This window comes from uncultured Flavonifractor sp. (assembly GCF_944383115.1).
GTDB lineage: Bacteria > Bacillota > Clostridia > Oscillospirales > Oscillospiraceae > Flavonifractor.
In genome coordinates this window covers 1-23,780 of sequence record NZ_CALWOJ010000021.1, presented here as the reverse complement: position 1 = coordinate 23,780, position 23,780 = coordinate 1, and the positions used below count along the sequence as shown (strand labels likewise).

The window sequence follows — 23,780 nt, the reverse complement described above, 5'->3', positions numbered from 1 at the left end:
ACCTGGGGCAGGTGCAGCTTCTCGGCGATCTGGGGACCCACCTGAGCGGTGTCGCCGTCGATGGCCTGACGGCCGCAGAACACGATGTCGTCATCCTCGATGCCGATCTTCTTGATGGCGGCAGCCAGGATCTGAGAAGTGGCGTAAGTATCGGAACCGCCGAACTCACGGGCGGAAACCAGCACGGCCTCGTCGCAGCCCATAGCCAGCAGCTCCCGGAGCATGCCTTCGGCGGGCGGGGGGCCCATGGAGACCACTACCACCTTGCAGCCGGTAGCGTCCTTGATGCGCAGAGCGGCCTCAACAGCAGCCAGGTCGTCGTGGTTGGTGATGGTGGCCATTGCGGCACGGTCCATGGTGCCGTCTTCCTTCACCGCCACCACACCGGAGGTATCAGGTACCTGCTTGACACAAACGATGCATTTCATATCGTAATTTTCCCTCCAGTTCCTTTAGTTCACGCCCAGGTTGGCAGAAATGACCATCCGCTGGACCTCGCTGGTGCCCTCGTAGATCTCGGTGATCTTGGCGTCGCGCATCATGCGCTCCACGGGGTACTCGCGGGTGTAGCCGTAGCCGCCGAACAGCTGCACGCAGCGGCGGGTTACGTCGCTGGCGGTCTCAGCGGCAAACAGCTTGGCCATAGCAGCGTCCACGGTGTAGGGCTCATGGTTCTGCTTCTTCATAGCGGCGGAGTAGACCAGCCACTTGGCGGCCTCGGTCCGGGCATGCATGTCGGCCAGCTGGAACTGGGTGTTCTGGAACTGGGAAATGCGGCGGCCGAACTGAACGCGCTCCTTGGTGTACTTGATGGTCTCCTCAATGGCGCCCTCGGCCAGACCCAGAGCCTGGGAGGCGATGCCGATACGGCCGCCGTCCAGGGTCTTCATGGCGATGCCGAAGCCCTTGCCCTGCTTGCCCAGCAGACGGTCGGCGGGGATCACGCAGTCCTCCATGATCAGCTCGCAGGTGGAGGAGCCCTTGATGCCCATCTTCTTCTCGTGCTTGCCCACGGAGAAGCCGGGATCGGTGCGCTCCACGATGAAGGCGGAGATTTCCTTCTTCTTGCGGCCGCGCTTGTCGGTGGAGATGCCGGTGATGGCGAAGATCACGAACACGTTGGCGTAGCCGGCGTTGGTGATGAAGATCTTGGAGCCGTTGAGGATCCAGTTCTCGCCCTTCTCGTCCAGCACGGCGGTGGTCTGCTGGCCCTGGGCGTCGGTGCCGGCGCCGGGCTCGGTCAGACCGAAGGCGCCGATCCACTCGCCGGAGCACAGCTTGGGCAGATACTTCATCTTCTGCTCCTCGGTGCCGTTCTCATAGATGGGAGCGCAGCACAGGGAGGTGTGAGCGGAGATGATAACGCCGGTGGTACCACAGACCTTGCTCATCTCCTCGACGGCCATGACGTAGGACAGAACGTCCGCGCCGGCGCCGCCATACTCCTTGGGGAAATAGATGCCCATCATGCCCAGCTTGGCCATCTTCTTGACGGTCTCCTCGGGGAACGCTTCGTTCTCGTCCACCCACTCAGCCAGGGGCTTGACTTCGTTTTCGGCAAAGTCACGGTACATCTTGCGGAGCATTTCCTGCTCTTTGGAAAGGTGCAGATCCATTTGTTGCCTTCCTCCTAGATATATATTTCACAACGGCGGGCGGGAGTGTTTTGGGCTCCCGCCCGTCGTCGCTTCGCGCGTTGTTGGGACGCAGATATTACTTCTTGGTGTAGTCGTAGAAACCGATGCCGGTCTTACGGCCCAGCTTGCCGGCGCGGACCATCTTCCGCAGCAGCAGGGAGGCACGATACTTGGGATCGTGGGTCTCATTGTACAGGGTGTCCATGATGGCCAGGCACACGTCCAGGCCCACCAGATCGCCCAGAGCCAGGGGGCCCATGGGATGATTGGCGCCCAGCTTCATAGCGGTATCAACGCCCTCAACGGAAGCAACACCGGTGTACACCAGATCGATGCCCTCGTTGATCATGGGGATCAGGATCTTGTTGACCACGAAGCCGGGGGCCTCGTTGACCTCGACGGGCTCCTTGCCGATCTCCACAGACAGGTCGCTGATGGTCTTGAAGGTCTCGTCGGAGGTGTGAGCGCCGCGGATCACCTCCACCAGCTTCATGACGGTAGCGGGGTTGAAGAAGTGCATACCGATGAACTTGTCGGCCCGCTTGGTGGCGGCGGCGATGGCGGTGATGGAGATAGAAGAGGTGTTGGAGGCCAGGATGGTCTCGGGCTTGCAGATGCTGTCCAGCTCGGCAAAGATGCTCTTCTTGATGTCCAGGTTCTCGATGGCGGCCTCAACCACCAGGTCGGCGTCGGCAGCAGCCTTCAGATCGGTGGTAAAGCTCATGTGGGCCAGGATGTCGGCCTTCTTGGCCTCGTCCATCTTGCCCTTGGCCACCAGCTTGTCCAGGCTCTTGTTCAGGCGGGCCTCGGAAGCCTTGATGATGTCGTCGTTGATATCGCGGACCACAACGTCAAAGTCCTTCTTGGCAAAAACCTGGGCAATATCCAGACCCATGGTGCCGCCACCGATGACAACGATCTTCTTCATAGCAGAAAACCTCTTTTCAATCTATTTCAATTTATAATAAAAGATGTATCAAACCAGTTCAGACAGATGGATGCTTACTTGTTCTGGAAGTGTTTTTCCGCGCGCTTCTCCAGGAACGCGCCCATGCCTTCGTCCTTGTCGGCGGTGCCGCAGCAAACGCCGAAGGCCTCGGCCTCAAAAGCGGAACCGGTGGCGATGTCGGTCTGCATGCCCATGCGGATGCAGCGCTTGGACTCCTGCACGGCGATCTGAGCGTTGGCGCAGATGGCGTTGGCCAGCTCCATGGCCTTGTCCATCAGCTCCTCGGGGGGATAGACCTCGCTGACCAGGCCGATGGCCTTGGCCTCGGCAGCCCCGATCACCTTAGCGGTCAGGATCAGCTCCATGGCCTTGGAGATGCCCACGATGCGGGGCAGCCGCTGAGTGCCGGCGAAACCGGGGGTAATGCCCAGGCCCACCTCGGGCTGACCGAACTTGGCCTTCTCACTGGCCAGACGGATATCACAAGCCATGCTCAGCTCGCAGCCGCCGCCCAGGGCAAATCCGTTGATGGCGGCAATGACCGGCTTGGCCATATTCTCCAGCTTCAGGAACACACCGCCGCCGTGGACGCCGAACTTCTTGCCGTCGATGGAAGAGAAGTTCTTCATCTCGCCGATGTCAGCGCCCGCCACAAAGGAACGGCCCGCGCCGGTGAGGATCATCACATAGATCTCGTCGTCGGCAGCCACCTGGTCGATGACCGCGTCCAGATCGCTCAGAACCTGGCTGTTCAGCGCGTTCAGCGCCTCCTGCCGGTCAATGGTCACCACGCCGACATGGCCCTGCTTTCCCAGCTTCACAAAACCCATTTGTTCTGCCTCCTTGTCCTGTAACCTAACTAGAATTGTTATATTTTTAACAAGTTCCCACCTAATAAGTATAACGCACCGCCGCCCAACAGGCAAGTAAAATGCAAGAGAAATTCGTTATTTTTTTATCAATGATTATAGCCAATATGCACAATCCCGTTCTAAAAAGCCGCCTTAACTCTCGGACGAATCGGCAAACTGCATGGTTTTGTACCCCTTTTCGCCCCGTTCCGCCCGGCAGGAAACCAAGGCTTTTGGGCAATATGTATAAAGGCCGGGACGGTACGCCCCGGCGGAGGGCTCAAGGCTCTGTACGAAACTGCTGGCCGGTCACCAAAGGCCTGCAAAGCAGCTTCGAACCTTCCCGGGCGGCCTCGTCCATGGCAACCGCGGTGATCTGGCTGTTGTCGTAGGTCTTGTAATAATAGGTGCCTGTACGGCCGTTGACACAGCAGGAGTAGTCGGTGATGTCCCACTTCCCTTCCGGGGTACGCACAGCTCCCCGGGGCATGGCCACGGCGTCCAGGATGTGAAAGAACTGGCTGACGCTGGAGGCCTCGTCCGGCTCGCAGGCGCTGTTCCATTTGAGGAAGGCAGCCCGGACAAAGCGGGAGGCGGGGGACCAGTCCCCCGGCAGGCCCAGAGCGCCCATACCCTGGCCGAAGGGGCGCAGCCCCGGCCCGCCAAAGCGGTTTTCCGGCTGAGCGGCGGACAGGCCCAGGTACTGGTTCAGGTTGGCCAGGTGAAAGTCGAAGGCGGGGTTATTGGTCAGCACGCCTACCGGGTCCTCAAACAGCCGCAGTCCGTCAGCCATAGGCTCCGCCACCAGAGTCCGCTTTCCATCGGACAGGTGCCAGTGGAGGGGAGCGTTGGGCACATTGGGGGCAAAGGGGGTGTCCAGAATCCGAACGGACCGCAGCTTTTCCTCCGCCTGATCCACGCTGTCGCAGCTGCCCAGCAGCCAGGGGATCAGCTCATAGGGAGCGGCGGGAGTGCCGTCCTCCGGGCCGCAGGGATAGCAGGCGTTGCCCGGGAAGTTGAGACCGGCCAGATAGAGGCCCTTCTCGTTGACTGCCTCGGCGTAGAGGGGATAGCCCTCCGCCACAGTGGCCATGCCGATGATGGCATAGTGCGTCTCCAGAGCGGGCATGGCTTTAAAGGTAAAGGGATAATTGCGGGGGGTAATGACCACCTGCTGGCCGAAGTGATACTCCAGGTCCAGGTTGCGGCCAAAGTAGGGATCGGCGGTAGTAAAGGTCAAACTGGTACACATAGCTGACGCCTCCTGTAAGCATAACGTAAGCGGATTTCATCCACGCTCTTATTAGTGTGACTGCTGCCGCCGTCAGCTATCCCCCTGCTTTGGAAAAAGGCCTGCCGCGGGGAAACGCGACAGGCCCTTGCCTTGGTTCAGCCGCACTTGGAGTAGCCGCAGTCCCGGCAGGTGACGCAGCCGCCCTCATGCTCCAGCTTTGCCCCGCACTCGGGGCAGAACTTGGCCAGTTTGGCCTCGGCGGGGGTCATGCCGGGCCGGGGGATGGGGGCCGCTTTGGCCGCCGGACTGATGGGGGCGGGGACAGGCTCGTGGCTGCCGTTCTGAGACACCTTGAGTACCTTCTCCAGGGCCTTGGCAATGGCGTCGGGGCAGCTCATCACCGGCACGCCGGGCTGCCGCAGGCAGGAGGGGCAGCGGATGCCCTTGAGCTGCTGAATGATCTCCTTGGGGTCCATGCCGGAGCGGATGCCCACGCTGACCAGCCGGGCGGTGGCCTCAGACTGGCTGGGGCAGCCGCCGGCCCGCCCGGTGTTGGTGAACACCTCGCAGATGCCGTTCTCGTCATAGTTGACGGTAATATAGAGGTTGCCGCAGCCAATGCGCACCTTCTCGGTAAAGCCGGTGGTAACGGCAGGACGGGGCCGGGGCAGGATGTGGCCGTACTCCTCCTGGGGGATCTGGCACTCCTCGCACACCCGGCCGGCAGGGGCGGGTTCCTTGCCGTCGTTGACCTTGCCGATGTTGAGTACCTGCTCATTGCGGCTGCCGTCCCGGTAGATGGTGGTGCCCTTGCAGCCCAGGGTGTAGGCCAGGCGGTAGACCTCAGCCACCTCGGCCTTGGTAGCGGAATTGGGGAAATTCACCGTCTTGCTGACGGCGTTGTCAGTATACTGCTGGAAGGCGGCCTGCATCCGCACATGCCAGATGGGGGACACGTCGTGGGCGCACACAAAGACCCGCTTGATGTCCTCGGGGATGCCGTCCACATGGGCCAGGGAACCCTGCTCCACGATCTTGCGCATCAGCTCCTCGGAGTAGATGCCCGCCTCCACCAGCTTGTCCTTCAGGATCTGGTTGGTCTCGATGAGGTGGGTGTTGTCCATGACGTTGCGGATATAGGCGTAGGCAAACACCGGCTCTACGCCGCTGCTCACCCCGGCAATGATGGACAGGGTTCCGGTGGGCGCGATGGTGGTGACGGTGGCGTTGCGGATGGGCTTGTCCTCCTTGTAGATGCTCTCAGCAAAGAGAGGGAAGGCGCCCCGGGTCTCGGCCAGCCGCTGGCTCTCCTGGTGGCCAATGGTGTTCACCGTGTCCATAATCTCAGCGGCCAGGGCCACGCCCTCCTCGCTGTTGTAGGGTACGCCCATATAGAGGAGCATATCGGCAAAGCCCATGACGCCCAGGCCGATCTTGCGGGTGGAGCGGGTCATCTGATCGATCTCAGGCAGGGGGTACTGGTTGACCTCGATGACGTTATCCAGGAAGTGGACGGCGGTGCGGATGGTTTTTTCCAGCTTGGCCCGGTCCAGCACCCAGCCGGCCACCGTCTTGGTGATGTGGTTGACCAGGTTGATGGAACCCAGGTTGCAGCTCTCATAGGGCAGCAGGGGCTGCTCGCCGCAGGGATTGGTGGACTCGATCTCTCCCTGACCGGGCACCGCGTTGTCCCGGTTGAGGCGATCCAGGAAGATGATGCCCGGCTCGCCGGTCTGCCAGGCGGAGGTGACGATGGTGTCAAAAACCTCCTTGGCCTTCAGCTGGCCGGTCACCCGACCGGTGGCGGGGTCCACCAGATCGTACATGCCGTCGGCGCTCACCGCCTCCATAAAGGCCTCGGTGATGCCCACGGAGATGTTGAAGTTGGTGATCTCGGAGGTATCGTTCTTGCAGGTAATAAAGTCCATAATGTCGGGGTGATCCACCCGGAGGATGCCCATGTTGGCCCCCCGGCGGGTACCGCCCTGCTTCACCGCCTCGGTGGCGGCGTTGAATACCTTCATAAAGGAGATGGGGCCGCTGGCCACGCCGCCGGTGGAGTTGACGGTGGAACCCTTGGGCCGCAGGCGGGAGAATGAGAACCCGGTACCGCCGCCGCTCTTGTGGATCAGGGCGGCGTTCTTGATGGCGTCGAAGATGTCCTCCATAGAGTCGGCCACGGGCAGCACAAAACAAGCCGACAGCTGCCCCAGGGGCCGGCCGGCGTTCATCAGGGTGGGGGAGTTGGGCAGGAAGTCCAGATTGGTCATCATCTCATAGAATTCCGCCGCCGTGGCCACTACATCAGCCTTGGGATCGAAATGGCGGTCGCCCTCAGCAATGGCATTGGCGACCCGCCGGAACAACCCGTCCACCGTCTCGGTGGGGTTCCCCTCCTCGTCCCGGGCCAGGTAGCGCCGCTCCAGTACCGCCTTGGCGTTTTCAGAAATGGGCATATCTCATCTCTCCTCTGAGTGGTTTACTTTTGTGAACACAAGATATTGTATCATGAAAAACGTTCATGTCAATATAGTGTTTGTTTCTTGCCCTTATCCACCATTCCTGCTATAATACAGCCTGAAACCCTTGCGCCCGAAGCAGGAAGTCAACTCCGCCCGGCTTTGGGCCGCGAAAAAGGGAAGATTTTTTGTGCGAGGTGACGGAATTGTACCCGGATCAACACAACCGCTCCGCTCTGCTGCGCCCCCATCGTCTCTGGTTGTCCCGGCTGGGCTGGGCGCTGTTTGCCCAGATGGCGGCCATGCTGGCCGTCCAGATGCTGGTCGGTTTCCTGGTGTTCCGCCTCTCTCCTGCTCTGCTGCATGACCCGGCATTCCGCTGGTGTTTGTCGGTGGGTTCGGCCTACGGCGTAGGGGTACCCGCTTTTTGTCTGGCCCTGCGGGGGATGCCCGTCCCCAGGGTTCGGCCTGTCAGGCCCATGGGGCCTCTGAACCTGGGCAAGGCCTATGTGACCGCGTTGGGGCTGGTGTACCTGGCCAATTTTCTCACCCTGATGCTTACCCGGCTGATCGGAGCCTTGCGGGGAGCTGGGGTAACCAACCCGGTGGACAATCTGGCTGCCTACCCTATTGTCCTGAATCTGCTCCTGGGCTGCGTCATCGCGCCTGTATCGGAAGAATTTCTGTTCCGAAAGCTGCTTCTGGACCGGCTGCGGCCCTACGGGGACAGATTTGCCATCCTGGCTTCTGCCCTTTGCTTCGGGCTGTTTCACGGCAATCTGAACCAATTCTTTTATGCGTTTGCGGTGGGGGCGATCCTGGCCTATGAGGTGCTGCGAACCGGCTGTCTGTGGCAGTCCATCCTGATCCACGCCCTGGTCAACTTCACCTCGGTTGGTCTCGTACCGCTGCTAAACCTGCTGGGCCAGACCGGGCAGCACCTCATTACCCTGTTGGTGCTGGGTTCCATGGGGGCTGCCGTGGCCTTTTTGGCCGCCGGGCGGCGGAAGGTCTGCCTGGCCCCGGGCATCGTCCCCCTGCCCGAGCGTTGGAAGTGGCGTCTTTTTTTCCTCAATCCCGGGGTACTCTTCTTCCTCCTGCTGGCCTTGCTTTTAACGGCCAGCTACCTGGTATAACCGTCATCTCAGGCGGAAAAGGCGGCGCAGCCCCACTCCCTGTGCCTGGAGGGCTGCCAGGTAAAGCACTGCGCCAAAGAGGGCGCAGGACCCGATGGCGGTGAACTGGCCCACGCCGCTGTTCAGCAGCACCTGGAACAGCAGGTTGCAGGTCAGGCCCATCAGCAGGGCGGCCAGCCCCGGCGCCACCACCCAATCAAACAGATGGGGTTTCAGCCCCGCCGTCCGCCGCACCTGCCGCCAGTTGAGCAGGGCGCCCAGGGCGGAGGAGGCCACTACTCCCACCGAATAGCCCCCCACCCCCACGCCGGGAATTCCCAGCAGCACATAAGTGCAGCCCAGCTGCAATGCCCCGGACAGGATGGAACTGCGGGCGGCCGCCCGCTGTTTCCCCAGTCCGTTGAGGGCGCAGCCCAGCACCGCCTGCCAGCAGGAGAGCAGCACTCCCACCGACAGGGGGAGCAGATGCTGTCCAACCCCCTCCTCCTGGAACAGCAGTTGGCCCAGCGTGGGGCCCAACACCACCAGCAGGGCCATAGCCGGAAACATCAGCACCGAGGTTGCCAGCATGGACCGGTCGATCCGCCGTCGGATCAGCGGGCTGTTGCCCAGGGCTGCGCCCTGGGCCAGCTTGGGCATCAGCACCAGGCCCAGCGCCCCGATGAAGGCGGTGGGCAGGCAGAGCATGGGCATGGTCATGCCGCACAGCACGCCGAACTCCTCCATGGCCCGGCTCACCTCCGCCCCGGCGGCCACCAGCCGCTGGGGAATGAGGACCGCGTTGGCCGAACCCATCAAATTACCCAGCAGGCTGGTAAAGCCCACCGGCAGGGCGATGGCCAGGATCTGCCGGTTCATGCGCCGGGAGGCCCCCGGCTCCCGCAGCTTCTCCCCGGCCAGCCGGCGGCGGGCCAGCAGCATCAGGGTCATGGAAGAAAACAGTTCGCATACGATCATACCCAGCACGATGAGGGCCACGGTACGCTCCGGATTCTGGGGCAGGAAGAGGATGAGCAGCCCCAGTACCGCGCCCGCCCGGATCACCTGCTCGCACAGCTCCACCGCTGCCGGGGGCCGGATGGCACCGGTACCATAGAAGAAATGCTTATGCAGGTTTTCCACACCGGTAAGCAGGATGCAGGGCAACAGCAGCAACAGCCCCATCTGGGTGCGGGCGTCCCCCAACAGATAGACCGAAATAGGGTCGTACAGCAGGGCGGTGACGGCGGCCAGCACCCCAAAAAGGGCAAGAAAGCCCAGCAGGCACCGGCGGAGTACCTGTCTGGCCGCTCCCCGCTCCCCCCTTGCATAGTACCCGGCGGACAGATTGGATACTGCCGCCGTCAGTCCCACCGCCGTCAGAGACAGAAGCACGGAATATACCGGCATAATGAGCTGATAGAGGCCCATGACCTCCGCGCCGATGAGCCGGGAGAGCAAAATGCGGTAGACAAACCCCAAAAACTGCCCGGCAATCCCGGTGCCGGTAAGCAGCAGGGTGCCGTAGAGCATGGATGTCCGGTCGAGTTTCAACGGATCCACCTCCCTTTCAATGGTCCACTTCCACTCTATTCCCCTGGGCTGTCCGGCATACGTCCAGAAACCTTTTGACAAATGGCGGCAGAAGTTTTATCATAGAACCGTATATTTTAGCGAGTTGCCGTATAAAAGCGAGGAATCCCTATGATTGCCACCATTATCAATGTGGTCCTGATCCTGCTGGGCAGCATTCTGGGCCTTCTGTTCAAAAACCGCATCAGCACCCGGTTTGCCTCTGGCATCACCTTTGCCCTGGGCCTGTGTACCATGGGCATTGGTATTACCGGCATGATCAGTACGGCGGATACCCTGTGCGTCATTGTGTGTATGGTGATCGGTACTTTGATCGGAGAGGGCATCAACATCGAGGGCCGGATGGACGGCGTGGGAGGGCTGCTCCAGCGCAAGCTGCTCCGCAAGGACGAAAACAGCCGGTTTGTGGAGGGCTTTGTCACCGCCTCCGTCCTCTTCTGCGTGGGGGCTATGGCCATCAACGGGGCCATGGAAGCGGGCATGAACGGCAATTACGATATTCTGATCTCCAAGTCCGTGATGGACGGCGTCACCGCCATCACCTTCTCCGCTGCTATGGGCATCGGCGTGGCCTTCTCCACCCTGCCCATCCTGGTATACGAGGGGGGTATGACGCTGATTTTCGGCCTGGTGGGCCAGCAGATCGATCCCGCCATCGTCAATGAGATGAGCGCCGTGGGCGGCACCATCATTGTGGGTATCGGTATCAATATGCTGGGCCTGCCCAAGGAGAAGCTGCGGGTAGGCAACATGCTGCCCGCCATCTTCCTGCCCCTGGCCTACATTCCCATCCGGGACTGGCTGGCAGGTCTTATGGGCTGAAGGGCGCAAAACAGGCGGCGCACATTGCTTGACAGAGCATCAATCCGGGAGTAAAATCAGTTACCAAAGAACAATTCCACTATTTTACTGTAGTTGGTTGATTGGAGGCCCATCTTGAAACGTCTGAACGTGGAAGAGGCGAAAAAGAACAATTTATATGAGACCATTGCAGATACCCTGGAGCAGATGATCCTGGACGATACGTTAAAAGTGGGCGACCGGCTGCCCTCGGAAGCAATGCTGGCCGAAAATTTTGGCGTGAGCAGGAACATTGTGCGGGAGTCACTGAAAATTTTGAAAGAGCGGGGACTGGTGGAGCTGAAAAACGGCGAGGGCGCCCGGATCGTGCGTCCCAATGTGAATTCCCTCCAGGATATGATCAACCGGCTGACCATCATGAACGGGTTCTCTCTGGAGCAGATCTATGAAATCCGAAAGGCGCTGGAAGTCTCCGCCTGCGGCTACGCCGCGGTGCGCGCCACTCCGGAACAGATTGAGCGGCTCCAAGAGGCGGTGGCCCTCATGGAACAGCACAAAGCTGACAAAGAAAACTGGATCCAATACGACCTGCTGTTCCATACTTATATTGCGGAAGCCAGCAACAATATTTTGTTTTCCGAGTTTTTGAAATCCTTGTCCGACGCGTTGAAAATGCTTTTCGACCGGGGGTACGATACCCCGGGCGCGTTGGAAGAGAGCCTGTCCATGCACAGGCAGATCATTGAAGCCATTAAAAGCGGCGACCCCAGAGCCGCGGAGAAAAAAATGATGGAGCATCTGAACCGCTCCTCCTACGATTCCTCTTTTCAGCAGCCGGAGACCCTCTCCTGACACATTTCACATATTTACGGGCGTCTGCGATTGAAAGCTCGCAGACGCCCGTTTATTTTACTCCATATTGCTACTGACAACGGGTTATGCCGATACTATAATTGTGTTACCTGTACAACTGTACTACAAGTAATCTTTCGGAAGGAGTACGAACAATGAAACGAAATCTTTTTAAAATGGGAATCGCTCTCCTCTCTGTAACCCTTCTGCTGGCTGGCTGTGGTCAGCCCGCGCCCGGCAGCGGCGGCACTTCTCCCGCGCCTGGGACCGAACCTTCGCAGCAAACCGACCCCATTGTCATTGAAGTCGCCCATATGTACACCACCGAAGATGCCCATCACCTTGCCCTGGAAGCTGCCAATACCTTCCTGAAGGAGCAGACCGACGGGCGCATCAGCTTGAACATTTATCCCAACGGCACCTACGGCGACCAGGAGAACTGCATCAAGGGCGTACGCATGAACACCCTGGATGTGTTCCACACCAGCTACAACGCCGACTATGTGCCCGAGGCCAGCGCGCTTCAGGGCCCGTACCTGTTCCGGGACTACGATCACTGGCACCTGTTTACCGAAAGTCCCATTAAGGACGAGATCAACGGCAAAATCGAAGAGGCGATGGGCTGCCACATCATCGAGACCAACCACTTTGGTTTCCGGGAAGTGGTCTCCATCAAGAAGGCCTCCACTCCCGAGGAGTTTGCCAACCTGAAGATGCGTACCGTCAACATCTCCCCCTATCCTGAGGCCGCCACCATTCTGGGCGCCGTCGGCACCCCGCTGCCCATCGGCGACGTGTATATGAGCCTCCAGACCAACGTGGTACAGGCCACCGAGAACCCGCTCTCCCAGATCGAAAGCATGAACTTCGCCGAGGTGACCAATTACCTGATCAAAACCGACCACATGCTGGCAACCGAATACTGGATCATGTCCAACGATTGCTTTGACTCTCTGAGCGAAGAGGATCGGGCTCTGGTGCTGGAAGCCTTTGAGCAGGTGGGCAGCTACATCGAAGAGGCCAACGAGACCGGCGAAGAGGAGTCCATCAATCGCCTGACCACCCAGGGCGACGGCAAGCTGGAACTGGTGGAAGTGGACAAGCAGCTGTTTATCGACCGGCTGCCCGAAGTCTTCAAAAACTATCCCGAGTGGGAGGAGATCTACCAGGAAATCCAGGCGCTGCAGTGATTGGAGTGTAACGTCATGTTACGGAAGATCAACGATAAGATCGCCGCGTTGGAGGCGATCATCGGGACTGTCATGATCTGTATGATGTTCCTTATCATCCTTTATGGCATCGTCATGCGCTACCTGTTCAATCAGCCCATCAAATGGGTGGAAGAGGTTACAAACCTGATGCTGATCTGGATCGGTTTTCTCTCCGTCTGCTATGCAACGGAAAAGAACAGCCATGTGGCTATTGACTTTCTGATCACAAAGCAGTCCCCTAAGGTGCAATGTATCTGGAAGAGCATCCTGCAGATCCTGATCTGCATTACCGCTCTGGCCTTGCTGCCTCCCTCTTTGGATGCCATCCAGTATCAGATCACCACACCCACGCTCCATCTGTCTTTAAAGGTCCTGTTTACCATCATGCCCATCTTCTGCGTGCTGACCATGTTCCATGCCGTTGGAAACGCCGTCTGCCTGCTTCAGGGCCGCAACGAGGGGGAAAGCACATGATATTTATTATTTTCGTGGTGGCTTTTATCGTACTGTTTCTGGTGGGAATGCCCATCGGATTCGCCATGATCTCCTCGTCGGTGGTCTATGCTCTGTTGTCCGGCCAGCCCCTGTCCTTTTTCTCGATGGAGATGTTCTCCTCTCTGGACAGCTTTACGCTCATCGCCATTCCCATGTTCATGCTTACCGCAGAGGTGATGAATTCCTCCACCGTGGCCGACCGGATGTTTGACCTGTGCAACGATCCGGTGGGATGGATCCCTGGCGGCCTGGGCCATACCAACGTCCTGACCAGCGTAGTGTTTGCCGGCATGTCCGGTTCCGCTGCCGCCGACGCTGGCGGTATTGGCTACCTGTGCTATCGCTCTATGGTCAACCGCGGCTTTGACAAGCCCTTCAACGCGGCCTGCACCGCGGCTTCCAGCTGTATCGGCCCCATCATCCCGCCCAGTATCCCTGTGGTGGTCTATGCAATGGTGGTCAGCAGCGCCTCCGTGGGCAAGATGCTCCTGGGCGGAATCATTCCCGGCATCCTGATGGCGGTCTTTATGAGCGGATACATCGCCTGGATCAGTATTCGGCGTGGCTATCCAATGGAGAAGCGCCCCACCCGGGCCAGCCTGGCCAGAGCTTTTCGTCGGGGCATCCTGCCTATCCTGACCCCGGTGGTGCTGCTCACCACCATCTCCACCGGCATCGTCACCATCTCCGAAGGCGCGGTCATCACCGTATTGTACGCCGCGTTTCTGGGCGCTGTGGTATATCGCACGCTGGGCCTCCAGGCGCTGTGGCAGGCGGTAAAGAACGTATTTTGCAACTGCGGCGTTACTCTCATCTTCTTTGTGGGCGGCGCATGCTTCAGCCATGTGCTGGCAAAAGAGAATATCCCGTCGCTGTTCTCCACCCACATGCTGTCCCTGAGCAGCAACCCCATCGTCCTGCTCATTATCATCAACGTCTTCTTCTTCCTGGTGGGCTGTCTCTCCGACCCCATCGTCAATATCACTCTCTTTGCGCCTATGGTGATCCCCGTGGTCACCGCCTGCGGTATGGACCCCAGCGCCTTCGGCGTGATCCTGATCCTCAACTGTATGATCGGCCTGATTACTCCCCCGGTAGGCAGTATGGTGTACATCATTTCCGGCCTGGCCAGGGCCCCGACCCAAAAGGTGTTCAAAGAGTGCGTCCCATTCTTCATCGGTTTCTACCTCCTGGTCACCCTGTTGACCATCTTCCCGCAGATCATCACATGTATCCCCAATGCTATCCTGGGGTAGCGCAAAGGAGAAGGATTATGACTGACAATATGACCCGAAAAGAGTTTGTCATTGCCCAGACGAAGGCCTGCGGCATTCTGCCCTGCATTAAGCTGCACGAAAAGAGCGACTTTATTTCCTATGCCCAGGCCATGTACGACGGCGGCGCCAGGATCCTGGAAGTCACTATGACCACGCCGGGCGTTTTGGAGGCAATCGAAGCCATCTCCTCTCATTTTGGGGACAAGCTGCTGGTAGCCGCCGGCACGGTTCTGGATGCCGCCTCTGCCCGGGAGGTTCTGATGCACGGCGGCTCCTGCATCGTCAATCCCTGCGTCATTCCTGATGTGATCAACGTGGCCAACCGCTATAACGCCCCGGTGTACTCCGGCGCATTCAGCGCGACCGAGGTGTTTCAGGCCATGCAGGCAGGCGCCAGCATGGTCAAGATCTTCCCCGGCGCGCTGGGCGGCGCCAAGTACATGACCAACCTGCGCATGGTTTTCCCGGAAGTCAATCTGATCCCCTCCGGCGGCATCAATCTGGACAATGCGGCTGATTTTATCCGCTGCGGGGCCTGCGCGGTATCCGGCGCACGGGTTTTCATGGACGAGGCCCATATCCGGGAAGAGGGACTGCAATGGATCACGCAGCAGGTCCGCCGCTTCGTGTCCGTGATTGCGGACGCCAAAAAAGAGGGCTTTATCGTCCCCTAAAGCCCGGCCGCACTTCATACAGGGAGTTGATCGCCCATGAATGATTCTGTACAAGCAAGAACAGCCGTCATTGACGCCTGCCTGTGGATGGTACGGGAGGGCCTCACCTTCGGCACCTGGGGCAACATCAGCCTGCGCCTGGACGACGATCGTATGCTGATCACACCGTCCAAAGTCCCTTATGAGGAGATGAAGCCGGAGGATCTGATCGTGATGGGTCTGAACGGCGACATTCTCTCCGGCAGCCGGCTGCCCACCAGCGAGCGGGAGCTGCACCGCGGCATTTTGGCAAGCCGCCCGGACATCCGGGCCATTATCCACACCCATTCCGCCTGCGCGATGGGTGTGTCGACCCTGGATGGCGGCATCCCGCCCCTCTCGGAAGAGATGTGTCAACTCATCGGCGGCGCTGTCCCCGTAACGTCCCGGTTCGTCCCCTCTGAACAGCACAAAGAACTGGGCGACGAAGTGGTCCGTACGCTGGGAGACAAGAATGCTCTTTTGATCCGCAACCACGGCGCCATCTGCTGCGGCCGCTCTCTGGACGAAGCAAAAGTGTGCTGTCAGGTGGTGGAAAAATCCGCCCGCATCTACCTGGCCGTCAAAGGCAGCGGCTATCACCCGGTGGAGGAGCCGTGGGTCACGGCCGGGCGTAATTACTATCTTTATGCCTACGGAAAAACCTAACGCTTACGTTGACTGAAGGAGTTCTTATGAAGAAAGTAGTTACTTTGGGCGAAATGATGATTCGTTTCATGCCGAAAGGAAATCTGCGCTTTGAGCAGGCCACGGAATATGAGGCCTTTTACGGTGGAGATGAATCCATCGTGGCAGTCTCCCTGGCCCGGTTCGGACTCAACAGCGCGTATGTGACCAAACTGCCCCAAAATCCCTTGGGGGATATTGCCGTCAACAAGCTGCGGGAGCAGGGCGTGGATACCCGGTACATCGCCAGGGGCGGGGAGCGCATGGGCTTGAACTTCTACGAAAGCGGCGTATCCATGCGTCCTTCCAACGTCCTCTACGACCGGAGACACTCCTCAATGGCCGAGGCGGTTCCGGAGGACTTCGATTTCGACGCCATCTTCTCCGACGCCGACTGGTTCCATGTGGCGGGCATCACGCCTGCCATCAGCGACAACGCCGCGGAACTGACGGCAGCCGCCCTCAAGTGCGCCAAAAAGCACAATGTTACCGTAAGCGTGGATCTGAACTACCGCAGCAAGCTCTGGACCCCGGAAAAGGCCCAGCAGATCATGCGCCCTCTGATGCAATATGTGGACGTGTGCATCGGCAACGAGGAGGATGCGGAAAAAGTGCTGGGCTTCAAGCCGGACAACACCGACGTCAACAGCGGCAAACTGGACATCGAGGGCTATCGTCAGACCTTCCTGAAGCTGCGGGACGCTTTTCACTTCCGTTACATCGCCTCCACGCTGCGGGAGAGCTACTCCGCTTCCGATAACGGCTGGTCCTCCCTGGTATTTGACGGCGAGCATTTCTATCGGAGCAGAAAGTACGACATCCGCCTGGTGGACCGGGGCGGCGGCGGCGCATCCTTTGCCGCGGCGCTGATCTACGCCCTTTTAAATGATTTCTCTCTGGAAAAGGCCGGCGAGTTCGCCACAGCCGCCTCCGCCCTGAAGCAGACAATTCTGGGCGACTTTAATCTCTCCAACCTGCCCGAGGTGTACGCGCTGATGAACGGAAACGTCTCCGGCCGGGTACAGCGATAAGGAGTTGAGACGATGATTATTGACCGAATTGAAAACCGGGCAGCATACGCTTTCCTGGGGGACGGGTTCCGTCAGGCCCTGGACTTTTTGGCCGGCTACCAGCCCTGCAACGCCAAACGGGAGGATATCATCCTGGACGGCGACCGGGTCTTTGTAAAAGTGCGGCCTATGAAAACCAAGCCTTTGGAGGAGTGTTCCCTGGAAGCCCATCGGCGCTACGCGGATATCCATTATGTGGCCAAAGGCCGGGAGCAGATCGGCTATGCAAACATCCATCAGCTGGAGCAGATCGGCTACGACGAGGACAAGGATATGGTGAAGCTAGCAGGTCCCTCCGATCCCATCACATTGGCTGAAGGCTACTTCATGATCACCTTCCCGGAGGATGCCCATATGCCTTGTATCGCCATCGGCCAGCCCCAGGAGCTGACCAAGCTCATCGCAAAGGTCCAATTATAAGGAACGGCCTCCCCCCGCTTTCGCACCGTTCCTGCATAGACATGTAAGAAACCCGGTTGCGCTTACCGCGCAGCCGGGTTTCTCAATGGAACCTACAGGACGCGCACGCGTCCTGCTTTTTTATGCTCAGTTGAATTTGTAGATCTTCCGGGCCAGCCGGTACAGCTTCACCGACAGCTTCCGGCCCTGATAGCCGGGGATGTTGCCCACAAAGGACAGGGAGCGGTACTTGTACTTGTGGTACAGCCCCACGTCCTTGCTGCGGAGGTACTCCCACAGCTCGGTCTTTTTGCCCAGTGCCTCGGGGGAGCCGTCCAGAATGAGGAAGATGGAGGAGATGGTCATCATCATGGAAAGGTAGCTGCTCATGTACCGGGCCAGTCTGGGCTGCTGGGCGTGGAGCTTGCGCAGGTCGTGGCTGTCGATCATGATTTTATTGACCCGCAGCTGCTGGTCCACCCGGCCCACCATCACCTGCTCATTGACGCTCTGGTCGGCCCGGCCGATGAAGTAGCGGTACAGGTCGATGTCCATGTAATAGATCCGCTTCACATAGGGCAGGGGCTGGTAGACAAAGATGTTGTCCACATAGAAGGTGTGCTTAGGCAGCTCCAGCCCGCAGTCCCGCAGCAGCTGGGTGCGGTAGATCACGCTGTGCATCAGCAGGAACTGGGAGGGGCGGAACCGGCCCACCTTGCTCCAGGAGAAGATCTTGTTCTGGGGGAACACGTTGGTGTAGCGCACCACCTTCTGGGTGTTGTCCTCCACATGCTCGTAGACGTAGTTAGCCACAAACATGTCCACCGGCTTCTCCATTTTGGCGAACTTCCGCAGCTTCTCCAGGGCCTTCTGGAGGGCGGCCTCGTCCAGCCAGTCGTCGGAGTCCACTACCTTAAAGTAAAAGCCGGTGGCGTTGCGGATGCCCTGGTTGACGCCCTCGCCATGGCCACCGTTTTCCTGGTGGATGGCCTTGACGATGTCGGGGTACTGGGCGGCGTAACGGTCGCAGATGGCGGGGGTGTCGTCTTTGGTGGAGCCGTCGTCCACCAGAATGATCTCAATGTCCTCTCCGCCGGTGAGCAGGGTCTCCACACAATGCTCCATGTAGGCGGCGGAATTGTAGCAGGGTACCGCGAATGTAATGAGTTTTGACATATGTACGTTCCTCACTTCAACAGATCGTCACACAGCGCCAGGGCCCGGGCGGCAATGGCGTCCATGTTGTAATATTTATATTCCGCCAGCCGGCCCAGCAGGTGGAACCGGGGGAAGCGGTCGGCTTCCGCCTTGTACCTGGCGTAGAGGGCGTTGTTGTCCTCGTTGATAATGGCGTAGTAGGGGATCTCCCCCGGCTTCCCGGTATAGGCGCTGGAGTACTCCTTCATGACGGTGGTCACCCCGGGCAGATCCTGGCCGGTGAGATACTTGAACTCGGTGATGCGGGTATAGTCCTGATCCACGGTGTAATTCACCGTGCCGTGGCTCTGCCAGTAATCCACCGGATGGGTCTCAAAGACAAAGTTCAGCGTGCGGTAAGGCAGCCGGCCGTACTTGCAGCCAAACAGCTCGTCCGCCGCGCCGGTGTAGATCACCGTGCCGTTAAAGGGCGCCCCGTCCAGCAGCACCTGCCCATCGGCCAGAGTCAGGCGTTCTCCGGCCTCGGCGTTCAGCTCCACCTTGATGTCGGGATGGTCCAGCATCCGCTCAAACATGGGGGTGTAACCCTCCTTGGGCATCCCCTGATAGGTATCCTGAAAATACCGGCTGTCCTCCGAAAGAAATACCGGCACCCGGGCGGTGGTGTTGGGGTCGATCTCCTCCGGCCGCTGCCCCCACTGCTTCATGGTGTAGTGGACAAAGACATGCTCGTACACATAGTCGGCCAGGGCGGCAATTTCGGGGTCCGGGTTCTGCCTCAGCTCCAGAATGGTGACCTTCTTTTCCGCCCCGTAGGCGGCAATGAGCTTTTGGGCCAGTCTGCCCGCCTTCTCCCTGCCGAAAGCGATCTCCATAGAGATCAGGTTGAAGGGCACCGGCATCTCCTGCCGTCCCTCGCCCGCCGGGATGTTGGCCACCACCTGATGCTGATAATTTCTCCACTGGGTAAAGCGGGAGAGGAATTCAAACACCCGCTGATCGTTTGTGTGAAAAATGTGGGGCCCATATTGATGAATGAGGATGCCAGCCTGATCAAAGCAGTCGTAGGCGTTGCCGCCCACATGGTCCCGGCGCTCCAGCACCAGCACCTTCTTCCCGCCCCGCTCGGCCAGCTCCCGGGCGCAGATGGCGCCCGCCATGCCGGCGCCGATGACCAGGCAGTCAAATGGATGCTCCATAGGAACCGTCCTCTCTTTGTCTGATTTCATACGGAAGGATGCACGCCCCGCGCCCTCTCTCTGACGCGGGCCAGTACGATTTTAACACAGAACTGGAAAAAAGGGTGGAAAAAATCAATTAAGATTTCCTTAACGCCGTTTACCGGTCCGAATGCCGGTGATCCACCCTGGGAGCGGCTCCGCCCAAAAAGCATTCGGCATAGTGGCCCATCGCGTGCTGGATCACCCGAATGGCGGCCTTCCGGTCGTTCACGTCGCCGGCAACCGCCTCTTTGCCTTCCAGAGCCTTGTAGACAGTAAAGAAATGGGCCATCTCGTCAAAAATATGGCCGGGCAGATCCATCAGGTCCTGATAAGTGTTATAAGTGGGGTCGGAGAACGGAATGGCAATGATCTTCTCATCGTTCTTGCCGCCGTCCAGCATGGAAATATAGCCCACAGGATAACAGCGCACCAGGGTCAGAGGGTCCATGGCCTCAGAGCAGAGGACCAGCACGTCCAGAGGATCGCCGTCGTCGCCGTAAGTGCGGGGGATGAATCCATAGTTGGCGGGATAGTGGGTGGAGGTATGCAGCACCCGGTCCAGAATGATGAGGCCGGTCTCCTTATCCAATTCATACTTTTTCTTGCTGCCCTTGGGGATCTCGATCACCGCCACAAAGTCCTCGGGCTGGATCCGGCTGGGGCTTATATCATGCCAGATATTCGACATCTCAGTATCTCCTTTATATGATCATCAGCTTGGCGATTGCCTGACACAGGTGGAAAGGCGCGTTTTTCACCATTGTTATTATAGCTTTCCTTGAAACATAATACAATATATTGATCCATGCAATTTTCCGCCTTTTGGTTTTTTCTTTCCTTTTTTCGGAACGAACTGTATCTTCTTTGTAAAATGGGACATGCTGAAATGTAAAGTCGCCCATCTCTTGGGAGAGAGGGACTTTACCCATTCTTTACAATTCTTTGAAGGACAACTTTACAATGGGCCGATATACTGTAACTTGTTCCGAGACACCAAGAATACATTGCATGATTGGAGATTGAACACCATGAAAAAGAGAACGCTTGCGCTGATGCTTTCCGCCGCTCTGTGCGTGGGTATGCTGGCCGGCTGCGGCGGCGGCGATGCCGGCAGCGCCAACAGCCCCGCCGGCAACACCAACAGCCCCGCTGTGACTGAGTCCGAGACTCCCGACAACACCACTGAGCTGACCGGCACCGTGGTCACCAACGGCTCCACCTCCATGGAGAGCGTGATGGGCTCCCTGACCGAGGCCTTCCGTGAGGTCCAGCCCGGCATCCAGGTTCAGTACACCGGTTCCGGTTCCGGCGCCGGCATCACCTCCGCTCAGGACGGCACCGCCGACATCGGTCTGGCCAGCCGCGACCTGAAGGATGATGAGACCGGCGTGAAGGCCATCACCGTGGCCAAGGACGGCATCGCCATCATCATCAACCCCGAGAACCCCGTGGCTGACCTGAGCGTGGAGCAGATCGCTCAGCTGGCCACCGGTGAGATCACCAACTGGTCCGAGGTTGGCGGCAACGACGCCCAGGTCGTGTTCATCGGCCGTGAGGCCGGTTCCGGCACCCGGGACGGCTTTGAGTCCATCACCGGCACCACCGATAACTGCAAGTACCAGAACGAGCTGACCTCCACCGGCGAAGTGATCGCCAACGTGGCTTCCAACCCCAACGCCATCGGCTACGCCTCCCTGTCTGCTGTGGATGACACCGTAAAGGCCATCACCGTGGGCGGTGTGGCTCCCTCTGAGGAGACCGTTCTGGACGGCAGCTACGCCATTCAGCGTAACTTCAACTTCATCGTCAGCGACAGCGCCGAACTCTCCGACGCGGCTCAGGCCTTCATCGAGTGGGCTACCTCCGCTGATGCCGCCGACCTCATCGCCGGCGCCGGCGCGGTGCCTGTGGCCGAATAAGATCGCCCGCTTCCCGGATTGCCCCCTCGGTCACGAGGGGGCAATCGCTATGATTACAACTCTTTACGAAAGGCCGGTCATTCACCATGAAACAAAAGCTCCGACCGCTGGAAGTGACCATGAACCTGCTGTTCTTCCTCTGCGGTTTCATTGCGGTCGTCTTCGTCCTGTTTATCAGCATTTATCTGATCGTCTCCGGCCTGCCCGCCATCAAGGAGATCGGGCTGGTGGAGTTTCTCTTCGGAACCAAGTGGGCCTCCACTGCATCGGAGCCCTCCTTCGGTATCCTCCCCTTCATCCTGACCTCCATCTACGGCACCGCCGGCGCCATTGTGCTGGGCGTCCCGGTGGGCTTTATGACGGCGGTGTTCCTGGCCAAAATCGCCCCGCCCAAGCTGGCCACCGCCGTGCGTACCGCAGTGGACCTGCTGGCGGGCATCCCCTCGGTGGTCTACGGTCTCATCGGTATGATGGTGCTGGTTCCCGCCGTCCGGGAGCTGTTCAACCTGCCTGACGGCGCCAGCCTGTTCTGCGCCATCATCGTACTGGCCGTCATGATCCTGCCCTCCATCATCTCGGTGTCCGAGACCGCCCTGAAGGCGGTTCCCAAGGAGTACGAGGAGGCCTCCCTGGCTCTGGGCGCCACCCATATCGAGACGGTGTTCCGGGTGAGCGTCCCCGCCGCCTCCAGCGGCATTGCCGCCTCCATCGTGCTGGGCATCGGCCGTGCCATCGGCGAGGCCATGGCCGTCATCATGGTGGCGGGCAACGTGGCCAATATGCCCTCCCTCTTCTCCTCCGTCCGCTTCCTCACCACCGCCGTGGCCAGCGAGATGTCCTACGCCTCCGGCCTCCAGCGCCAGGCTCTGTTCTCCATCGCGCTGGTACTGTTCCTCTTCATCATGCTCATCAATGTGATCCTCAACACACTTCTCAAACGGAAGAAGGGGTGATATACTGTGATCGAAATGAAACCTCTTTCCGGAAAGCGGAAGGCCTATGACCGCACCCTCCGCTTCCTGCTCTACTTCTGCGCTGTCCTGACCTGCGCGCTGCTGGTGTTCATCATCGGCTATATCTTTGTCAAGGGCCTGCCTCACATCTCCTGGGAGTTCCTGTCCAGCGAGAGCAGCTATATCAAAGATACGATCGGTATTCTTCCCAACATTTTAAACACCGTGTATATCGTCGTGGTAACTTTGATCTTCATCCTGCCCCTGGGCGTGGGGGCGGCCATCTACCTGACCGAGTATGCCTCCAACCGCCGTCTGGTGGGAATCCTGGAATTTGCCACCGAGACCCTCACCGGTATCCCCTCCATCATCTTCGGCCTGGTGGGTATGCTGTTTTTCTGCCAGTTCCTGGGCTTGAAGGCCTCCCTGCTGGCCGGCTCCCTCACCCTGGTCATCATGACCCTGCCCACCATTGTCCGCACCACCCAGGAGGCCCTCAAAACAGTACCCCAGTCCTACCGGGAGGCCGCTCTGGGCCTGGGCGCCGGCAAATTTCGGATGATCCGCACAGTGGTGCTGCCCTCCTCGGTGGACGGCATCGTCACCGGCTGTATTCTGTCCGTGGGCCGCATTGTGGGCGAGTCCGCCGCCCTGCTCTTTACCGCCGGCATGGGTATGGCCCTCAATGACTTTTTTGCCTCCTTCGATCACTTTATCCACTCTTCCGGCGCCTCCCTCACCGTGGCTCTGTATGTGTACGCCAAGGAGCGAGCCGAGTTTGACGTGGCCTTTGCCATTGCCGCCATCCTGATGCTGCTCACGCTATTCATCAATCTGAGCGCCAAGCTGGTGGGCAAGAAACTGAAGAAAAAGTAAGGAGATCCCGTATGGATGAAAATATTATCTTGTCTGCCAAGAGCCTCAACCTCTGGTACGGCCAGACCCAGGCCCTGAAAGACGTCTGCGTGGACATTCCGGAGAAGCAGGTCACCGCGCTCATCGGCCCCTCGGGCTGCGGCAAGTCCACCTTCCTCAAGACCCTGGACCGGATGAACGACCTGGTGCCCGGCATCAAGATCACCGGCAGCGTGCAGTACCGGGGCCAGGAGATCTACGACTCCAAGGTGGACGTGACCTGGCTGCGCAAGCAGATCGGCATGGTGTTCCAGAAGCCCAACCCCTTCCCCATGTCCATCTACGACAAC

The 23,780-nt window shown here is 59.2% G+C and carries 24 protein-coding genes; 14 read left to right on the top strand and 10 right to left on the bottom strand.

Going from position 1 to position 23,780, the window contains the following annotated elements:
- The 6 genes from Q0K43_RS04245 to Q0K43_RS04220 form a co-directional block, all read right to left on the bottom strand.
- A partial coding sequence (locus tag Q0K43_RS04245; protein ID WP_297289322.1) for an electron transfer flavoprotein subunit beta/FixA family protein occupies nucleotides 1–428 on the bottom strand: 428 nt, incomplete at its 3' end.
- A 24-nt stretch (nucleotides 429–452) separates the two neighbouring features.
- Nucleotides 453–1,616 (bottom strand): acyl-CoA dehydrogenase, encoded by a 1,164-nt coding sequence (locus tag Q0K43_RS04240; protein WP_297289321.1) that lies wholly within the window; start codon nucleotides 1,614–1,616, stop codon nucleotides 453–455.
- A gap of 97 nt (nucleotides 1,617–1,713) precedes the next feature.
- Nucleotides 1,714–2,565, bottom strand: coding sequence for a 3-hydroxybutyryl-CoA dehydrogenase (locus Q0K43_RS04235; RefSeq protein ID WP_297289320.1), 852 nt, complete (start codon nucleotides 2,563–2,565; stop codon nucleotides 1,714–1,716).
- A 74-nt stretch (nucleotides 2,566–2,639) separates the two neighbouring features.
- Nucleotides 2,640–3,416 (bottom strand): enoyl-CoA hydratase-related protein, encoded by a 777-nt coding sequence (locus Q0K43_RS04230; RefSeq protein WP_297289319.1) that lies wholly within the window; start codon nucleotides 3,414–3,416, stop codon nucleotides 2,640–2,642.
- 301 nt (nucleotides 3,417–3,717) lie between these two features.
- A complete protein-coding gene (gene bsh, locus Q0K43_RS04225) occupies nucleotides 3,718–4,689 on the bottom strand; it encodes a choloylglycine hydrolase (protein WP_297289318.1) in 972 nt (323 codons plus the stop codon).
- 137 nt (nucleotides 4,690–4,826) lie between these two features.
- A complete protein-coding gene (locus Q0K43_RS04220) occupies nucleotides 4,827–7,127 on the bottom strand; it encodes a vitamin B12-dependent ribonucleotide reductase (RefSeq protein ID WP_297289317.1) in 2,301 nt (766 codons plus the stop codon).
- A 200-nt stretch (nucleotides 7,128–7,327) separates the two neighbouring features.
- Between Q0K43_RS04220 and Q0K43_RS04215 the strand changes: the two genes are divergently transcribed.
- Nucleotides 7,328–8,266, top strand: a complete 939-nt coding sequence (locus tag Q0K43_RS04215) for a CPBP family intramembrane glutamic endopeptidase (RefSeq protein WP_297289316.1) — start codon at nucleotides 7,328–7,330, stop codon at nucleotides 8,264–8,266.
- Between the two features lie 3 nt (nucleotides 8,267–8,269).
- Here Q0K43_RS04215 and Q0K43_RS04210 read toward each other — a convergent pair whose 3' ends face one another.
- Nucleotides 8,270–9,799 (bottom strand): putative polysaccharide biosynthesis protein, encoded by a 1,530-nt coding sequence (locus Q0K43_RS04210; protein ID WP_297289315.1) that lies wholly within the window; start codon nucleotides 9,797–9,799, stop codon nucleotides 8,270–8,272.
- 150 nt (nucleotides 9,800–9,949) lie between these two features.
- On the opposite strand from Q0K43_RS04210, the gene Q0K43_RS04205 reads away from it, so the two are divergent.
- The 9 genes from Q0K43_RS04205 to Q0K43_RS04165 all read left to right on the top strand — a co-directional run bounded on the left by Q0K43_RS04205 (nucleotide 9,950) and on the right by Q0K43_RS04165 (nucleotide 17,343).
- Nucleotides 9,950–10,660, top strand: coding sequence for a DUF554 domain-containing protein (locus tag Q0K43_RS04205; RefSeq protein ID WP_297289314.1), 711 nt, complete (start codon nucleotides 9,950–9,952; stop codon nucleotides 10,658–10,660).
- 114 nt (nucleotides 10,661–10,774) lie between these two features.
- The gene (locus tag Q0K43_RS04200; protein ID WP_297289313.1) at nucleotides 10,775–11,491 is read left to right on the top strand and encodes a FadR/GntR family transcriptional regulator; all 717 of its coding nucleotides are present in this window, start codon (nucleotides 10,775–10,777) and stop codon (nucleotides 11,489–11,491) included.
- A gap of 155 nt (nucleotides 11,492–11,646) precedes the next feature.
- A complete protein-coding gene (locus Q0K43_RS04195) occupies nucleotides 11,647–12,681 on the top strand; it encodes a TRAP transporter substrate-binding protein (RefSeq protein ID WP_297289312.1) in 1,035 nt (344 codons plus the stop codon).
- Between the two features lie 15 nt (nucleotides 12,682–12,696).
- Nucleotides 12,697–13,176 carry a TRAP transporter small permease gene (locus tag Q0K43_RS04190; RefSeq protein ID WP_297289311.1) on the top strand — a complete coding sequence of 160 codons (480 nt, stop codon included), beginning with the start codon at nucleotides 12,697–12,699 and terminating at the stop codon, nucleotides 13,174–13,176.
- A complete protein-coding gene (locus Q0K43_RS04185) occupies nucleotides 13,173–14,453 on the top strand; it encodes a TRAP transporter large permease (RefSeq protein ID WP_297289310.1) in 1,281 nt (426 codons plus the stop codon). The genes Q0K43_RS04190 and Q0K43_RS04185 overlap by 4 nt, the downstream gene beginning before the upstream one ends.
- 17 nt (nucleotides 14,454–14,470) lie before the next feature.
- Nucleotides 14,471–15,148, top strand: coding sequence for a bifunctional 4-hydroxy-2-oxoglutarate aldolase/2-dehydro-3-deoxy-phosphogluconate aldolase (locus tag Q0K43_RS04180; RefSeq protein ID WP_297289309.1), 678 nt, complete (start codon nucleotides 14,471–14,473; stop codon nucleotides 15,146–15,148).
- 36 nt (nucleotides 15,149–15,184) lie between these two features.
- A complete protein-coding gene (locus Q0K43_RS04175) occupies nucleotides 15,185–15,835 on the top strand; it encodes a class II aldolase/adducin family protein (RefSeq protein WP_297289308.1) in 651 nt (216 codons plus the stop codon).
- A gap of 26 nt (nucleotides 15,836–15,861) precedes the next feature.
- Entirely contained in the window at nucleotides 15,862–16,884 is a 1,023-nt protein-coding gene (locus tag Q0K43_RS04170) for a sugar kinase (protein ID WP_297289307.1), read from the top strand.
- 12 nt (nucleotides 16,885–16,896) lie between these two features.
- On the top strand, nucleotides 16,897–17,343 hold the full coding sequence (locus Q0K43_RS04165; RefSeq protein WP_297289306.1) for a YhcH/YjgK/YiaL family protein: 447 nt from the start codon (nucleotides 16,897–16,899) through the stop codon (nucleotides 17,341–17,343).
- Between the two features lie 126 nt (nucleotides 17,344–17,469).
- Here Q0K43_RS04165 and Q0K43_RS04160 read toward each other — a convergent pair whose 3' ends face one another.
- From Q0K43_RS04160 to Q0K43_RS04150, 3 genes are all read right to left on the bottom strand, one after another.
- The gene (locus tag Q0K43_RS04160; RefSeq protein ID WP_297289305.1) at nucleotides 17,470–18,498 is read right to left on the bottom strand and encodes a glycosyltransferase family 2 protein; all 1,029 of its coding nucleotides are present in this window, start codon (nucleotides 18,496–18,498) and stop codon (nucleotides 17,470–17,472) included.
- A gap of 11 nt (nucleotides 18,499–18,509) precedes the next feature.
- Nucleotides 18,510–19,679: a UDP-galactopyranose mutase gene (glf, locus tag Q0K43_RS04155; RefSeq protein ID WP_297289304.1), complete on the bottom strand. Its 1,170-nt coding sequence runs from the start codon at nucleotides 19,677–19,679 to the stop codon at nucleotides 18,510–18,512.
- Nucleotides 19,680–19,818: 139 nt separating this feature from the next.
- The gene (locus Q0K43_RS04150; protein WP_297289303.1) at nucleotides 19,819–20,391 is read right to left on the bottom strand and encodes an inorganic diphosphatase; all 573 of its coding nucleotides are present in this window, start codon (nucleotides 20,389–20,391) and stop codon (nucleotides 19,819–19,821) included.
- A 340-nt stretch (nucleotides 20,392–20,731) separates the two neighbouring features.
- On the opposite strand from Q0K43_RS04150, the gene Q0K43_RS04145 reads away from it, so the two are divergent.
- The 4 genes from Q0K43_RS04145 to Q0K43_RS04130 all read left to right on the top strand — a co-directional run.
- Nucleotides 20,732–21,622 carry a phosphate ABC transporter substrate-binding protein gene (locus tag Q0K43_RS04145; protein WP_297289302.1) on the top strand — a complete coding sequence of 297 codons (891 nt, stop codon included), beginning with the start codon at nucleotides 20,732–20,734 and terminating at the stop codon, nucleotides 21,620–21,622.
- A gap of 86 nt (nucleotides 21,623–21,708) precedes the next feature.
- A complete protein-coding gene (gene pstC, locus Q0K43_RS04140) occupies nucleotides 21,709–22,575 on the top strand; it encodes a phosphate ABC transporter permease subunit PstC (RefSeq protein WP_297289301.1) in 867 nt (288 codons plus the stop codon).
- Nucleotides 22,576–22,584: 9 nt separating this feature from the next.
- Nucleotides 22,585–23,451: a phosphate ABC transporter permease PstA gene (pstA, locus tag Q0K43_RS04135; protein ID WP_297289323.1), complete on the top strand. Its 867-nt coding sequence runs from the start codon at nucleotides 22,585–22,587 to the stop codon at nucleotides 23,449–23,451.
- A gap of 11 nt (nucleotides 23,452–23,462) precedes the next feature.
- The coding region (locus Q0K43_RS04130; protein ID WP_297289300.1) for a phosphate ABC transporter ATP-binding protein at nucleotides 23,463–23,780 on the top strand (318 nt) is incomplete at its 3' end.

Coding starts and splice junctions, on each gene's coding strand:
- Q0K43_RS04240 (WP_297289321.1), bottom strand. CDS start 1,616: ATGGATCTGCACCTTTCCAAAGAGCAGGAAATGCTCCGCAAGATGTAC.
- Q0K43_RS04235 (WP_297289320.1), bottom strand. CDS start 2,565: ATGAAGAAGATCGTTGTCATCGGTGGCGGCACCATGGGTCTGGATATT.
- Q0K43_RS04230 (WP_297289319.1), bottom strand. CDS start 3,416: ATGGGTTTTGTGAAGCTGGGAAAGCAGGGCCATGTCGGCGTGGTGACC.
- bsh (WP_297289318.1), bottom strand. CDS start 4,689: ATGTGTACCAGTTTGACCTTTACTACCGCCGATCCCTACTTTGGCCGC.
- Q0K43_RS04220 (WP_297289317.1), bottom strand. CDS start 7,127: ATGCCCATTTCTGAAAACGCCAAGGCGGTACTGGAGCGGCGCTACCTG.
- Q0K43_RS04205 (WP_297289314.1), top strand. CDS start 9,950: ATGATTGCCACCATTATCAATGTGGTCCTGATCCTGCTGGGCAGCATT.
- Q0K43_RS04195 (WP_297289312.1), top strand. CDS start 11,647: ATGAAACGAAATCTTTTTAAAATGGGAATCGCTCTCCTCTCTGTAACC.
- Q0K43_RS04190 (WP_297289311.1), top strand. CDS start 12,697: ATGTTACGGAAGATCAACGATAAGATCGCCGCGTTGGAGGCGATCATC.
- Q0K43_RS04185 (WP_297289310.1), top strand. CDS start 13,173: ATGATATTTATTATTTTCGTGGTGGCTTTTATCGTACTGTTTCTGGTG.
- Q0K43_RS04180 (WP_297289309.1), top strand. CDS start 14,471: ATGACTGACAATATGACCCGAAAAGAGTTTGTCATTGCCCAGACGAAG.
- Q0K43_RS04175 (WP_297289308.1), top strand. CDS start 15,185: ATGAATGATTCTGTACAAGCAAGAACAGCCGTCATTGACGCCTGCCTG.
- Q0K43_RS04170 (WP_297289307.1), top strand. CDS start 15,862: ATGAAGAAAGTAGTTACTTTGGGCGAAATGATGATTCGTTTCATGCCG.
- Q0K43_RS04165 (WP_297289306.1), top strand. CDS start 16,897: ATGATTATTGACCGAATTGAAAACCGGGCAGCATACGCTTTCCTGGGG.
- Q0K43_RS04160 (WP_297289305.1), bottom strand. CDS start 18,498: ATGTCAAAACTCATTACATTCGCGGTACCCTGCTACAATTCCGCCGCC.
- glf (WP_297289304.1), bottom strand. CDS start 19,679: ATGGAGCATCCATTTGACTGCCTGGTCATCGGCGCCGGCATGGCGGGC.
- Q0K43_RS04150 (WP_297289303.1), bottom strand. CDS start 20,391: ATGTCGAATATCTGGCATGATATAAGCCCCAGCCGGATCCAGCCCGAG.
- Q0K43_RS04145 (WP_297289302.1), top strand. CDS start 20,732: ATGAAAAAGAGAACGCTTGCGCTGATGCTTTCCGCCGCTCTGTGCGTG.
- pstC (WP_297289301.1), top strand. CDS start 21,709: ATGAAACAAAAGCTCCGACCGCTGGAAGTGACCATGAACCTGCTGTTC.